Source organism: Serratia sp. NPDC087055 (assembly GCF_044900985.1).
GTDB lineage: Bacteria > Pseudomonadota > Gammaproteobacteria > Enterobacterales > Enterobacteriaceae > Serratia.
Window position 1 is genome coordinate 2,117,489 of record NZ_JBJDOG010000001.1, and the last position, 15,326, is coordinate 2,132,814.

At 46.0% G+C, this 15,326-nt stretch carries 11 protein-coding genes; 2 read left to right on the top strand and 9 right to left on the bottom strand.

Translation table 11 applies throughout. The features are described from left to right. Window positions 1-302 precede the first annotated feature (302 nt). From wzc to galU, 5 genes are all read right to left on the bottom strand, one after another. A complete protein-coding gene (gene wzc / locus ACI2J2_RS10040) occupies window positions 303-2,480 on the bottom strand; it encodes a tyrosine-protein kinase Wzc (RefSeq protein WP_404760005.1) in 2,178 nt (725 codons plus the stop codon). A gap of 16 nt (window positions 2,481-2,496) precedes the next feature. Beyond that, window positions 2,497-2,931 (bottom strand): protein tyrosine phosphatase, encoded by a 435-nt coding sequence (locus tag ACI2J2_RS10045; RefSeq protein ID WP_404760006.1) that lies wholly within the window; start codon window positions 2,929-2,931, stop codon window positions 2,497-2,499. Between the two features lie 23 nt (window positions 2,932-2,954). After that, a complete protein-coding gene (locus ACI2J2_RS10050; RefSeq protein ID WP_404760007.1) occupies window positions 2,955-4,091 on the bottom strand; it encodes a polysaccharide export protein in 1,137 nt (378 codons plus the stop codon). Window positions 4,092-4,385: 294 nt separating this feature from the next. Continuing rightward, window positions 4,386-5,279, bottom strand: coding sequence for a UTP--glucose-1-phosphate uridylyltransferase (locus tag ACI2J2_RS10055; RefSeq protein ID WP_404760008.1), 894 nt, complete (start codon window positions 5,277-5,279; stop codon window positions 4,386-4,388). A gap of 45 nt (window positions 5,280-5,324) precedes the next feature. Next, the gene (gene galU / locus ACI2J2_RS10060) at window positions 5,325-6,224 is read right to left on the bottom strand and encodes a UTP--glucose-1-phosphate uridylyltransferase GalU (RefSeq protein ID WP_404760009.1); all 900 of its coding nucleotides are present in this window, start codon (window positions 6,222-6,224) and stop codon (window positions 5,325-5,327) included. Window positions 6,225-6,904: 680 nt separating this feature from the next. Here galU and ACI2J2_RS10065 point away from each other — a divergent pair. Beyond that, the gene (locus ACI2J2_RS10065) at window positions 6,905-8,491 is read left to right on the top strand and encodes a TerC family protein (RefSeq protein ID WP_404760010.1); all 1,587 of its coding nucleotides are present in this window, start codon (window positions 6,905-6,907) and stop codon (window positions 8,489-8,491) included. A gap of 29 nt (window positions 8,492-8,520) precedes the next feature. Here the strand turns inward: ACI2J2_RS10065 and dcuC are convergent, their stop codons facing one another. Beyond that, on the bottom strand, window positions 8,521-9,879 hold the full coding sequence (gene dcuC / locus ACI2J2_RS10070; protein WP_404760011.1) for an anaerobic C4-dicarboxylate transporter DcuC: 1,359 nt from the start codon (window positions 9,877-9,879) through the stop codon (window positions 8,521-8,523). Window positions 9,880-10,189: 310 nt separating this feature from the next. Between dcuC and ACI2J2_RS10075 the strand changes: the two genes are divergently transcribed. Continuing rightward, the gene (locus ACI2J2_RS10075) at window positions 10,190-11,983 is read left to right on the top strand and encodes a hypothetical protein (RefSeq protein WP_404760012.1); all 1,794 of its coding nucleotides are present in this window, start codon (window positions 10,190-10,192) and stop codon (window positions 11,981-11,983) included. A gap of 48 nt (window positions 11,984-12,031) precedes the next feature. On the opposite strand, the gene asmA is transcribed toward ACI2J2_RS10075, so the two are convergent. The 3 genes from asmA to udk form a co-directional block, all read right to left on the bottom strand. Further along, on the bottom strand, window positions 12,032-13,870 hold the full coding sequence (gene asmA, locus ACI2J2_RS10080) for an outer membrane assembly protein AsmA (protein ID WP_404760013.1): 1,839 nt from the start codon (window positions 13,868-13,870) through the stop codon (window positions 12,032-12,034). A gap of 44 nt (window positions 13,871-13,914) precedes the next feature. Next, window positions 13,915-14,496: a dCTP deaminase gene (gene dcd / locus ACI2J2_RS10085; protein ID WP_012006010.1), complete on the bottom strand. Its 582-nt coding sequence runs from the start codon at window positions 14,494-14,496 to the stop codon at window positions 13,915-13,917. A gap of 126 nt (window positions 14,497-14,622) precedes the next feature. Beyond that, window positions 14,623-15,264 (bottom strand): uridine kinase, encoded by a 642-nt coding sequence (gene udk, locus ACI2J2_RS10090; protein ID WP_004942376.1) that lies wholly within the window; start codon window positions 15,262-15,264, stop codon window positions 14,623-14,625. Between the last annotated feature and the right edge of the window lie 62 nt (window positions 15,265-15,326).

The following is a 15,326-nucleotide window of genomic DNA, read 5'->3' on the forward strand; positions in this document are numbered from 1 at the left end:
ATTTTTCCTTATTAGTAGAATCTTACCTCAACACACCACACAAACATTCTACGTACAGGTATTCTTCATTACATTAAGAACAGTTATGTTGTTCCATTAGTAAAATTTCCAAACCAATAAATTCACATAGAAAAAGGAACATCGAGTCTAGTTGGTTTTATTCCCACAATCTACAAAGAAAAAAACACCAATGATATTAAATAGAAAACAATAAAATCAGCATGATTTTAAAATCATATTAACCGTATTCGAATCAAGCTAAACCAAAGAGGCTATTAACTGCCTCTTTGGAATGACTTTATTTAGCTTTTTGATTTATAGCTATACTCGTAATAATCATATCCATAGTTATAATAATTAGAGGCTTTCTTCATCACTGCGTTCAGAATAACGCCTTTGATGTCAATACCATTTTGCTCGAAGCGCCTGATACTAACCTCAACCTCTTTAGGGCTATTCAACTCAAAACGGGCAACCATCAGAGACGTACCGGCATGTTTACCGATAATCGCGGCATCCGTGACAGCCAAAATTGGCGGGGTATCAACTAGAACCAAGTCGTAATTTTCTGATGCCCATGCCATCAGTTCTGAAAAGCGACTATGCATTAATAATTCAGATGGATTAGGGGGGATTTGCCCTCTGGATATGAACTCAAAACCTTCATGTTGAGTTCTTTTCACCGCAGAGGAAATCGATATTCTTCCAGATAAGATATCAGACAAACCATCCGTAGCCTCTAAACCGAGAACTTCATGCATGTACCCTTTTCGCATGTCACTATCAATGAACAAAACTTTTTGAGCAGTTTGGGCAACCACCGCTGCCAAGTTTGCACTTATAAATGTTTTACCAATGCCAGGACTTGCTCCTGATATCATCAAGACATTATTTTTAGCTTCCATCATCGCAAAATGGAGACTTGTTCTCAAGCTACGAATCGCCTCAATAGCCAAATCGGCTGGATTGCCAATCGCCAATAGAGAGTTTGAATCACTATTCAGCTTTTTCCCTCTATTTTTTAATACAAATTCTTGGTCTTTCTTTTGCTGCCATTCCGAAAGTGGAACACTTGCATACACATTGATTCCCAACACTTCCAGTTGTTCTGGACTTTCAATACCACGGTGTAAGAATGAACGTAATAATACGTAACTGACAGAAAGTAAACCACCAAGGACAATACTCGATAGAATTATAATGATACTTCTTGGTTGTACCGGTTTTAACTCTGTTACCGCCTTGTCAATTATGCGTACATTTCCTACTGTACTGGCTTTTGAAATACCTAACTCTTGCTCTTTATTCATCAATTGCATGTAAACTTCTTGGCCTGACTTCACATCCCGGCTTAAACGCAGTATTTCTTGCTGGGTTTTCGGCATCGAACTTACACGTTTGTTCAGTCTGTCTCGATCATCTTCTAGTGTTTTGCGTTTCTCAAGCAAGGCTCGATACGATGGATGCTGTTTCGTATACAACTTAGAGATCTCTGCCTCTTTAAAAGTTAATTCATTAAGCTGCGAATCAACAGCAACTATTGAGTCTAAAACAGATTTAGCCTCAAGAGATAAATCAACTGAATCTTTCTGCTGTCTATATTGATTAAGCTTGTTTTCCGCAGCATCTAGCGAATTACGAATTTTGGGTAGCTGATCTTTCAGAAAATCCAAGCTTTTTGCATCTTCTTCTGATTTTCTAACAATATTTTGCTCCAAGTAGTTCTTCGAAATGGAGTTCAATATGTCCTTTATAAGGATAGGGTTTTCCCCTGTCAATGCCAGTCCCAATACTCCTGTATCTTTGCCTTTATCTGCAACTTCAAACTTATCTAATAAATCATTGGTTGCTTTAATTTCACTAACTTTGGAAACTTTAAACTTTGTACCTAGTGCAGCTTGGATATCACTCACTAGAATGGTAACACCATCCTTCTGGAGCAAATGTCCGACACTGCCGTTAGCAATCTCTTCATCATCCTTCTTAATTGAAAATTTATTATTATTTTCAACTGTTAATATAATAGATGGATCATCAGCCCATGCATCAGGCAGCTCTAATTTTGAGACCACTACCTTGCCGGGATTTTGTTTTGTTAATCGAGCAAAACCTTTACCAAAAATAGGGAAGTATTCTTGTTCAACAATGGTCCGAAGATTGAGATCCTCTACGGTTTTATTTAGGATCATTCTCGATTTTAATAGTTCTATTTCTGGTGCCGACTCAGGTTGGCCACTAGGTAAGATCTGATTAATATTGTTAAGCAGCGCATTCCCCATGTTCTGCTCAACTTGCACCATAGCATCAGTACGATAAATTGGCGTCGCAAATAAGCAGTACAATATACCTAAAGTCAGGGATAATGTAGTTACCCCAATGATAAGCCAACGGTTATCAATCAAATCTCCTAGGATACGTCCCAGATCAATCTCATCTGATTTATCATTTCCTGAATTATTTACTCTGTTCTTTTCTGACATTGGAAGTCCTGGCTAGCTATCGGCTTAAGGCTTTTACCCATTTCTGGGCAGATTCATCAAGAAGGCGGTACACAAACTCAAACGATTCTTGACTCTGGCGGTAGGGGTCAGCAATTTCACGCTGCTCAATCCAATGGCCAAAGAGCATAGTTTTCCCTCTAACCTCTGGAGCTAAACGACAGACTGCATCGATATGCCCTTTTTCCATTACTAGAATCAAATCATATTCACGACACATCGCCGCGGTCAGCTGTGTACCTTGGTGTCCCTCCAGGGAAAGACCATGTTGAGTTGCTACTTTTGTTGCTGTGGCATCTGCTGGCTTTCCTACTAATGCCCCTAATCCCGCCGAGCTTATTCGTTTTGTAGGCAACATCTGCTTTAGTAAACGCTCCCCTGTAGGAGAGCGACAGATATTCCCGACGCATACAATCAAAATAGAATTAAACATTTTGATACCATATCTGTCCAATACTATGGCCAATTGCGAATACGCAATGTCCCTTCAGTAAGATCATTGAAACCACTAATAGTTGGTACCAGTTGGCTGATAACACGGTTCCAGCGGACGATCGGTGCAGTGGTAACATAAACAATATCATAAGGTTGAAGATGGAATTCGGTTCCCATAACCATCGCAGCCGCATCAGATGCATTTAACTGATAAATATTAGCCAATTTGCTGCTTTCTTTTCCATGTAATGGCCGAATAACAAATACCCCTGTAGCATCTGAGAATGTTTGGTCCATTCCTTCAGCATTCCCCAGTGCTTCAGTTAACGTCATACCACTACGATCCATTTTCAGCGTTGTCTGTTTCTTGACTTCCCCCATGACAAACACTTTCAGATCATCATTTCGCGGAATATACAGAATATCGCCAGGATAAAGTAGATGGTTTTGCGTAAGATCACCGCGCTGCATCAAAGCTTGCAGAGAGATACGTTGCTCTTTCCCATTGTGAGTTAGTACCACATTGCGCCAATCAGCATTCTCGGCTAAACCGCCTGCGGCATTGATAGCATCCATAACGGTTAATGGCACGTTCGTGATCGGCTGTTTTCCCGATGCAACAACCTCTCCTGTTACATACACTTTCTGAGAACGAAACGCAGCAATACTGACATCTACTTGTGGGCTTTCGATATACTGTGCTAAACGAGTGGATATTTCGTTTCGAACCTGCACCATCGTTTTACCAGCAACTTTTACTTTACCGATATAGGGATAGAAGATTGTACCATCTGAGTTAACCCAGTTACCTGTATCGCTGGCACTACGGTATTGCCCTGCTGGAGTAGTCAGTTCGGGATGATCCCAAACTGTCACCATCAACACATCACCAACGCCGATGCGGTATTCATAATTCTGTAGTTCTCGATCCAGCGATATGTTCGCCTGCGCGATCACCGGTTTTGGACGCATTTTTTCAACTAAACTTGGCGTCATTGGATAAATGTTCACCAATTTATCAATATCAAAGTCGCTATCCTGTTGCTTGACAACGTCTTTTCCACTGGTTGAAAGATGAGATCCTGGGACGATTGTACAACCGCTAATCACACTAATTGATACCAAAAGTGGTACCAGTTTCCATTGTTTTTTTGCCATCGAGTTATCATCACTATCAAAGTAAAAATGTTTGCGGTGCTAAGTCCCAAGCCGACCAGCGCGCTTATCGGGCACTCAGAAAATTGTGTGTTATCTGCTCAGGTACATATGACAATTCGCATTCATTGAGCAAGCATTGAATTCTGGTCTGCTAGTATGAGCTTTATGATGAAAGCATTATTGCATAATACTCAAACAAAAGAGTATGCCAGTCTATATGCACATCAATCAAACGTAGTTGAAGACCAGCTAAGTATGTACTTAGTCAGCCCTCAAGAAATTCAGTAGTTTTATTTATAAGGAAAGCTGTTCAACCCACTCGCGAAACGCTTTACCCTGCGTAGGGTGGCGCAGACCATAAGTCACAAACGCCCGCAGGTAGCCCATTTTTTCACCACAGTTAAACGACTCCCCCACCAGCTCTGTCGCCTCGACCGGTTTGTGTTTCAGTAATTCAGCAATAGCATCTGTGAGTTGAATACGTCCCCACGCTCCTGGCTCTGTTTTTTCCAAGATCGGCCAAATATCAGCCGAGAGAACATAGCGTCCTACAGCTGAATAATTGGACTTCAACTGAACTTCACGACCCGGTTTTTCGATAATCGCAGTCATGCGAGAACTTTCCCCCGGTTGCAGCTTGCTGGCTTCGCATTCAACTACCGAGTAATCATACAGCACATGCTCATCGGCTGCCTGAACCAATACCTGGCTCAACCCCGTCTGTTCAAAGCGAGAAATCATGTGTGGCAAATTATCTTTCTTCAAGTCTGCTTTTGCGTCGTCAAGCAAGACATCCGGCAACAGGACCACAAAGGGTGAATCCCCTACCAAAGGTTTGGCACAAAGCACCGCATGCCCCAAACCTTTTGGCTGCCCCTGACGAATATGCATCAGCGTTACGCCTTTTGGCGTAATTGACTGTACCTCTTCCAGCAACTGGCGCTTCACGCGCGCTTCAAGCATCGCTTCCAACTCGAATGAGGTATCAAAGTGATTTTCAATCGCGTTTTTCGATGAGTGTGTCACCAGGATGATTTCTTTGATCCCTGCAGCGACGCACTCATTAACAATATATTGAATCAACGGCTTATCGACGATCGGCAACATTTCTTTTGGAATAGCCTTGGTTGCCGGCAGCATGCGCATACCCAAGCCTGCAACAGGAATGACAGCTTTCAACTTACTCATGATAATCCTCTTTCAATATTATGATCGTATATTCAGCCGCAACCGTTACTTGCTATTTAATGTCTGCTTCAACCATTGGGTAAAATCTTCACCCTCGGAGGCATGACGCAAGCCATATTGCACAAACGCTTTCATATAACCCAGCTTATCACCACAGTCATGCGACTTGCCGCTCATGTGAAAAGCCTCTACGGTTTGTGCATTCATCAACATGGCAATCGCATCAGTGAGCTGGATTTCATCACCCGCGCCTGGCAACGTCTTTTCCAACAACGGCCAGATATCGGCAGACAGAACATAACGGCCCACTACAGCCAGATTGGATGGCGCCTCCTCACGGGCAGGTTTTTCGACTACCGCAGTCATCGGAGTACTCTCTCCTGCCGACAGTGCCGCACCACCACAGTCCACCACGCCGTATTTCGAAACATCCTGTTCCGGTACCGGTTCCACCATAACCTGGCTATAGCCAGTTTCAGTGAAACGTTGGATCATTTTGGCCAGGTTCTCTTTACGTAGATCGGCTGTCGAATCATCCAACAAGACATCCGGTAATAACACCACAAAAGGATTATCACCGACCATAGGTTTAGCGCATAGAACGGCGTGCCCCAAGCCTTTTGCCTGACCTTGGCGCACTTGCATCACCGTCACATCGTCCGGGCAGATAGTTTGTACTTCTTCGAGAAGCTGGCGCTTAACACGTGACTCCAGTACAGCCTCAAGCTCAAAAGAGGTATCAAAGTGGTTCTCAATCGCATTCTTAGAGGAATGAGTAACCAGTACAATATCTTTAATCCCAGCGGCCACACACTCATTAACAATGTACTGAATCAATGGTTTATCGACAACCGGTAGCATTTCTTTAGGAATGGCTTTTGTCGCAGGCAACATACGGGTTCCCAAGCCAGCTACGGGGATCACAGCCTTCAGTCTCTTTTGCATGTTTTTCATCCACAATCAATAATTTTAACGTAGCCGAACTAAGCCTTATCCGGGACGCTTATGAAAACGGGAACAGAGTGGTGCAGACACGCTACCGCCCTTGGCTCTCAGCTACCAATGCACTGTCATCATTTTCTAAGAAGCAACTAGGTAGCCCAATCGCTTTTCAATGTAAATTCAAGGCCATGCTCTTTGCTAAGTGACGCAGATGTCACATAAAAGCAAAAAAATACGTGTTTATAACCAAATAGTGATACTTGTAAATGTTTGTATGGCTAAGATTCTTATACTATTAACCGATCGATACAAGCCTAAGATACTTATTGGTTATCCTTTTCAGAATAAGACTACCTACAGGGTTAAAGTGAACAAAGTGTAGCAGCCGATAGCATCTATAACGACTTGATTTTTAAAAATTATATTTACGCTGTTTTTATCAACAGGCATCAGGTCCCCTGTCTGGGCGTATAGGCTCCTTATTAAGAAAACGCCTCTTTCCTTACAGCATCACAACCTGAACACTTTCGAAATGAGTGATTTTTTATGCATTATTTTGCTTAATCTCATCATACTTCAAACAGGTCACCCCTAATCCCTGTTTTAAAGTTGAATTTTCCCGCCTCAGCACCCATCATTCCCCTGCGGCATAAGCCGTCGAACTTACAGGTGAAATTGGGCGTATGGAATGGATCGCAGATCCAACAATTTGGGCCGGCCTGGCCACTTTGGTCGTGCTGGAAATCGTTCTGGGTATAGACAACCTTATCTTTATCGCCATTCTGGCGGAAAAACTACCAAAACATCAGAGGGATAAAGCCCGCGTCGTCGGCCTGTTGCTGGCGCTATTGATGCGCTTGGCACTGTTGGCGTCTATCTCATGGCTGGCCACGCTGACCCAACCGCTGTTCTTTGCCTCTGGGCACCCTTTCAGCGGCCGCGATCTGATTATGTTGGTCGGGGGCATCTTCCTGCTGTTCAAAGCCACCATGGAGTTGAACGAACGGCTGGAGGGTAAAGATGAAGAACAGCACGGCCCGCGCAAAGGCGCCCGTTTCTGGCCGGTTGTGGCACAAATCGTGGTACTGGATGCCGTATTCTCTCTAGATTCGGTGATCACCGCCGTCGGCATGGTCGATCATCTGGCGGTAATGATGATTGCCGTCTGTATCGCTATCGGGCTGATGCTGCTGGCCAGCAAGCCGCTAACGCGCTTTGTCAACGCCCACCCGACGATTGTTATCCTGTGCCTAAGCTTCTTGTTGATGATTGGTTTCAGCCTGGTTGCTGAAGGATTTGGCTACCATATCCCGAAAGGTTATCTGTATGCCGCCATTGGTTTCTCGGTGATGATTGAGGCCTTGAACCAACTGTCCCAGTTCAACCGGCGTCGTTTTCTGTCAACGGTACGGCCGCTGCGAGAACGAACTGCGGAAGCGGTATTGCGTATGTTGAGTGGTAAACACGAGGAAGCGGAAGTGGACAGTCACTCCGCCAACCTGTTGGCCGATAGCACCAGTGAAAACGGTGAGATTTTCAATCGGCAGGAACGGCATATGATAGAACGGGTGTTAGGCATGGCGCAGCGCACGGTAAGCAGCATCATGACTTCACGCCACGATGTGGAATATCTTGAGCTGAATGACCCGCAAGAAAAGCTGACACAGCTACTTGAAAGAAATCAGCATACGCGCATTGTCGTGGTGGAGAACAGTGCCAGCGATGAACCGCTCGGGGTGATCCATACTATTGATGTACTGAAACAGCAACTGGCTCAGGCTCCGCTCGATTTACGTGCGTTAATCCTTCAGCCGCTGATTTTCCCGGAGCAGTTAACCCTGCTGAGCGCGCTGGAGCAATTCCGCCAGGCACAGACGCATTTTGCCTTTGTCGTCGATGAGTTCGGTTCAGTTGAAGGCATTGTGACGCTAACTGACGTGATGGAAACCATTGCCGGTAACCTTCCGGAAGCCGGTGAAGAGGTCGATGCGCGGCATGATATTCAGCAAAATGCTGACGGCAGTTGGACCGCCAATGGTTATATGCCACTGGAGGATTTGGTGTTATATCTGCCACTTTCGCTGGAAGAGAGACGTGAATACCACACGTTGGCCGGCTTGCTGATGGAACACAGCCAACGTATTCCTCAAGAAGGCGAACAGTTACGCATTGGTGACTATCTGTTTGAACCACTGGAAGTCAGTAGCCATCGTATTTTGAAAGTGAAGATCACTCCGCTGTCAGTACCAGAGCCTGACTACGAGGTGTAACCAGGGGCCGGGCATCGCCCGGCCACCTGTTACAAATGCTGAGGTACCAGCAGCTCCGTCGCCACAATCACCACGATCAACCCAACAATCACCGGTACCGACGTACGTTTCACAAGGTCGAACGGGGAGATTTTCGCCATGCCAGATACCGCCACCACCACACCGGAAACCGGTGACAACGTACGACCCAGATTCGACGCCTGCAGCATGGGGATCACCAAATACGCGGGATTTACCCCCATCTGAGCCGCCAGTTTAGGAATCAGTTCAACAAAAGCATAGAACGGCGCATTTCCCGAACCGGTAGTCATTGCCGCCAGCATGGTAATCACCACCAGCACCAGCATCATGATAATCCCGCCAGTACCAAACGACTGTGCCAAACTGATTAACCCGCTGATAAATCCAACGGTACTCAACCCTTGAGCGAATACGCCCGCAGCGACCAACAGCATCACCACACTGGCAAAAGCGTCCGCCATTCCCCGATAGGCCACTTCAAGACCGGTAAATACCTGTTTGGCACTGAAGCTGCGCAAGAACTCAATCACTGCCGCCAATAACATGCACCCCACCAATACAGTGATGATATGCAGTTCCGGCCCCCACTTGCCGTCAAACACCAGCACGCCGAGAATCGGTGTAAAAGGTAAAACAGCGTAAAACCCCGGTGCATGCGTAGTTATTTCACTCACATCCATAATGTGGTGCTGTTCGTTGTTCTTCTTGTCGAGGTAGCGTTGCCAGAAGAAGTGCGCAATGGCCATGCAGACAATCGCCGCAATGGATATCGGTAAGGTAGTTTTAAACGCGAAATCGACCAACGGCATTTCCGCAGCCTTAGCAGCCAGCACCACGTCACCAGAGGTAGGTGCAAGGATAATGGCAGCCGGTGAAGCACAGATAGCCGCCGCTGCGCCGCGGCTAATCCCCACGTTGACCATCAGCGGGAATAGTGTGGCCATCAGCAACACGCCCAAACCGGTTGCAGAGGAGACAGCCAGTGACATCAGGCAAGCGACAAAATACGCTGCTACCATCAGAAGATAGGGGGAGTTGATCATCTGCAAGGGACGTGAGGCCAGCTTTACGACCACATCATTAGCACCAATGTGTGTCATATAAGCCGCAAACCCGCACAGCATCATGATCATCATGCCAAGATCGCCACCGCGGCTCATCAGCAGGATCTTGACATACTCGATGATATCCGTCGTGCGCCACCCCGTAGATACTGCGCTTGCAGGTAACAGGCTCTTGCCCATCAAGGCACTGATGGCCAAGAGGAGCAGGCCGCCCACCATCAGAACTCCCGTCGCAGAGTAGCCTTTGATGATATAGCGCCCAACGCCCGCCGCGACTACGGTACCAACAACAAGTTCCCACATAGGAAAAACCCCAAAAGTTTAGTGAAATGCGTTATTTAAAATAATCCAAGCCAAATGTTACAAATATCACTAAAACAATAAGTGATGCAAATCAAATAATAAAATACCCCCTACCTTTAAATTTTAAAATTTGAGATGCAAAACGTAATCAATTAACATTATTCACATATCTCACGAATCGAAAACCTTCATGCAAACAAAAAACCACAAACTGAAATCTTATTTAACAAATTTTATTTTACAAGTAATAACCTAGTGTTATTCTTGAGAAGATTCCATTAACTTATTGCTTCGAACCTAAGGAATACATATGAACCGAAGAGGTCTAGTTAAAACCATAATAGCAGGAACATCTGGTATTTTAGTGGGGAAAGCTTATGCCGCAGAGGGTGTTCGTAGTATTGTGTCAAATAATGTTGAAAGTGAAATTGTCACAAACAATAGCGCATCATTACTTTCTTCTAAACTTTCCGAATATGATGGCGCGAAATATATAGGTCGTTGCCCTGACATCGATAATTTAAAGAAAATAACCCCACAATTTCCCGGCCAAAAAATTGATGTAGTTAGCTTCTATGCAGAAGACAATGTAAAGTCTACCGGTGGTGGCGAGTTTTATGCGGTACAGTCAGAAGATCTGACAGAAAAAAGCGGAATCGTCATCCGTGTAAATGATACCTGGTGCTGGGTAAGAGTTGATTCAGTTTCGACAAATATATGGCCAATTGAATGGTTAGGGATCAGAATAGGCGCCCCGGAATATGGCGAAAAAAACTCTAATATTCTCCAAGAATCAGTGGTAAACAACTACAGAGTTGAGCTAGTATTTCCAAGTGGTATAACATACCTCAAACCAGGAGTATTGAAGATACCAGGGAATTGGGCTGGCGTCTTCCGAGGAAGCAATACAAGATATTGTATCATTATGCCTAGCGAGGACCCAAAAGATCCCGATGTAATTCTTATTGAGTACAATACTGAAAAACAATTCAGCTGGGGTCTAAGAATAGAAAATCTATCTTTCAATGGAAACCACTTCACACTAAGTGCATTCCGCCTTACCAATGTAAGTTATGTATATACCAACAATGTTCAGATTTACTCATTTCGCGGGTGTGCTCTTTGGCTCGATAAAGTGCAAGATTCTGTGTTCGAAGCCACTAACATTCAGGAAAGTGGCTACTCTACTGGTAACATCTCCGACAATACGCAGACCACTCATCCGGCATTATTTCTGACAAGTACGATAAGAAAAGACATTTGTAATATGATCAGATTTAATAACTGTCAGATTGAAAACAACAACTGCAGCCCTTATGTACGTATAGATAATGGTATTGGGCTCATGTTTAATCAGACACATGCAGAAATAAGGGAACCTAAACAATGGGGACAAAGAGATTTTTTAGAGATAGGTAATGCTGATGTGCAAATAGTAGAGCATGCAGGTTCCCGTTTTAGAAATGCCATCCTTATTAAAGGATACGGAGTAACTACAGTGAGCGGTGGCCGCTCATTGGGTGGGAATATAACTACAATTGCAGAGGGTAAAAAAGGTACACTAGCATTATCAAATTGCCGCACAAATGAAATAAAGATATCGTCCTATAGTGGTAATCATCAATTCTCAAATGTAACAGCAACAAATGTCATCCTAAATAATATATCTGGATCTGTGCGATGGTTTGGTGGTGCAATTACTTCATTGTCTGTCATTGATTCATCCTCCCCCTCTCTTGGGGCTCATTTTGATGGAGTTACTGTTTCAAAAAATGTTACTTTTATGAAGAGTCAGGGCATGAAGGAATCATCACATTCATTTATCAATAGCACTGTCTTAGGTAACATGGTATTTGATTGCACTAACGGAATTTATTATGCCAATAATATAATTGGAAGTGAAAGTATTGCAATGGAGCAAAAAATCTCTGTTCCAAGCAATGTACGAATTATGCACGGAAGTGCAGCTCCTATCTCCGGTAGATTTAACCAAGGTGACCGAATTGTAAATAGCGCCCCAACCGCAGGTGGATGGGACGGTTGGCGATGTGTAGAAGCAGGAACCCCCGGTGTATGGAAAGGATATGGAAAAATATCTGACTAACATCCATTAACGTTAAAAATATGGGGGCATTGCCCCCATATTTTGACTTTAAAGCTTATCAAGCAGTTTTTTCAGATCCTGGCCTTCGCGCGAATCCTTGTTCTTATCAGCCCACTTATTCAGCGCCTCTTTCGCCCTGTCCTGCAGCGTTTTACGCAGTATCTGATCAACCTGTAACTGGTAGTTGAGCTGGCTCCACGGGCCGTAAACACGGAGCGGGATAGGCGTTTTCTGCAGCTGTTCGATCAGATCGCTACGCCCTTGCCAACCACCCGTTACTCGTACATTCAGCGCCATATCACACTGCTTACCTGGCATATCCACCGTACCGCTACCACTCAGATTCAACAATGGCGAATCTGCACCCAACTCGGTGAATTTTACCGTACCGCTATTCAAACTCGCTTTTGCCGACAGTTGCTTCACTTCGGTATAACGTTGGTAATCTTTCTGCCCACTCACGCTGCTGTCGTTGCGTGCCACCGCTTGCTGAATCAACTGCTGAATATTCAGGCCATGCAGTTGCGCATCTTGCATTGTCAATTGAGCGGTTCCTTGCCAACGCCGCTCAAACGACTGTGATGTCAAGCGATCGCCCGTCAAATCCCCTTGCATACTGAGTTTGCCGGTTAATACCTGTGGCATGTCGAACGCTTTCAGTACAGTGCCCAACTCAACCTGCCGCACTACCGGCTTCACGGCGATCACTGGCCGGCTGTGGCGTGCATCCAGCGAGCCAGGCAACGCGAAATCGCCCCCGGCCAGCTGCCCCGAGAGTGAATGTACCGTCAGCAAACCCTGCTGGTTTTCCGCTTGCGTTGATAAATGAACAATATTCATGCCGCGATAGGTGAGTTGATCAACGCTCAAATTAAGCTGTGCGTTAAAGTCACGCAGTACTTCAAGATTTTGCTGTGGATCGTCCATTTGATTGGCAATCACCGGCGCAGATGTCGTGCCTGGTGCTTGCTGTTCTTGTGAACTGGACTTGGACTGCCAACCAGAAAGTGCGTCCAAATCTACTGCCGTGGATGTCAAATTCAACACATAGGCAGGCACATCGCCCATCTGCACGCTGGCCCCGCCCGAGAATTGGCTGTCATTGGCGCTGAGGGTCAGCTGGCTTAACGCGACTTGCTGCGGCATTTGTTGGTACACCATCTGAGCGCTGCCATCACCCTTGATACCACCGGCCAAAATATCCGCACCTTCAAGTTGGTAATTGAATTGGCTGATATTGGCCGCAATGCGTCGCGGATATTGCTGCAGATCGATATCCGCCACCATGTTGAAAGTCAGATCGCGTTGATCACGATTCACCCGGCTGGAAAGTTCCATTTGCGCCTGGCGTTTGGCATTTTGCTTCAAGGTGAGATTAATATCGCGAACGTTGATTTGTTCGTTGTTGGCACGCTGCCAGATCAGCAGACTGTCCACAACCTTCAGATTATCAATGTCAAACTTCCATGGCGTATCTACCGACTCTGCAGAATTGCCCGCAGGCGCGATAGGTGCATTGGGTTGATTTTGTTCTTCGCTGTCGGGCGTAAGGCGGATGACGGCATTTTTCAGCATTACCTGTTTCACAAACAGCTGATGCGACAACAACGGCAGCAATTTAACGTCAAGGCGCATATTATCCGCGCTCACCACTGGCGCGTTGGCCCCAGGTGCGGTCAGCGTCATGCGCCCTGCAAGAATGCTGAGCTGCGGCCAAATATGCCAGCGCAGATCGCCATCCAATGTCAGATGATAACCGCTCTTTTGTTCGACCTTCGTAACCATATAGGCACGAAAATCATTCGGATTAACCAAAAGCACCAGCGCGGATATTCCGGCCACCAGCACCACCAGTAAAATCGCCAAAGTCGTCAGTAATCTTCTCATGCCATCCTCTTGTCAGCGCCACACTAACCCGACCACCAGCGCGGTTAGTCCTTGTCAATTCGACTGGCTACTGCACCCTGTTGATCGCGGTATTTTGCATCCTGGCGGCTATTGTAAGGACGTGCTGCCGGTCCGGACAACGGTTCAAAGCTTAACGCACCGATCAGCATACCCGGACGCAATGCCAGCGGCAGCTTACCCGAATTATAGAACTCCAGAACAATGCGGCCCTGCCAGCCCGGATCGATACGGTGTGCGGTTACGTGAACCATCAACCCCAAACGCGCCAAGGAGGAGCGGCCGTCCAGCCAACCCACCAGATCGTTCGGCAACGTTACCGACTCCAAAGTCACTGCCAGTGCCAGCTCACCCGGGTGCAGGAAGAAGGCCTCTCCTTCTGGCAGAACGATCTCATCACTCATCACGCGGTCCAACGCAGCGCTGACCTCGTCTTTCGGGCCACTCAGATCGATAAATGCCGCAGTATGACCGCGGAACACACGGAACTGATTGCCTAAACGGACATCCACTGTGGCCCCGTTAATACGCTCAATCGGCGGACGCGGTGAAATCACCAGTTTTTCACAATCCAGCCAGGCTTCTATATCACGGTCGCACAGTCTCATCTCTTCATCTCCATCAAGGCGTGTCACTAAAACAAAAATTGCCACACAACGGGCGAAAGGTCTACGCCGCAGCGTAAATAGTTGCCCGCAGGCCGGAAACCAGGGGTTTCCGGCCATTGAGCAGCATTACTCAAAGAATTGGCTAATTTTGGCTTTTAGAATGTCGATCGCAATACGGTTTTTCCCACCGCGTGGAACGATAATGTCGGCGTATTGTTTGGAAGGCTCGATAAACTGCAGGAACATAGGGCGGACGGTTTTCTGGTATTGCGCCATCACCGAATCCATCGAACGGCCACGTTCATTCACGTCACGCTTCATTCGACGCATCAAGCAAATGTCCAGCGGCGTATCGACAAAAATCGAGAAATTCATTTCCTGACGCAGACGGATATCCGTCAACAGCAGGATCCCCTCAAGAATAATCACCTTTTTAGGTTCCAGGTGAATGGTCTCTTTCTTACGTGTATGTTCAGTGTAACTGTACAGCGGTAACTCTATCGCCTTGCCCGATTTCAGCATTTGCAAATGCTGGAACAGCAGGTTGTGATCCATGGCACTCGGGTGGTCATAGTTTGTTTTGACCCGTTCTTCCATGGTTAGATGAGTCTGGTCTTTGTAGTAACTGTCTTCAGGAATCACGCCGATGTGTTCATCGCCAACCTGATCGCGAAGTTCACGATATAACGTACTGGCGATAAGGCTTTTTCCGGAGGCAGATGCGCCAGCTATACCAATAATGACGCACTGATGCGGCTTGTCAGTCATAAAATTAAAGACCTGATTTCGTAGTGTGAAGGAGGGGAACTAAAACGCGACAATTATAGGGA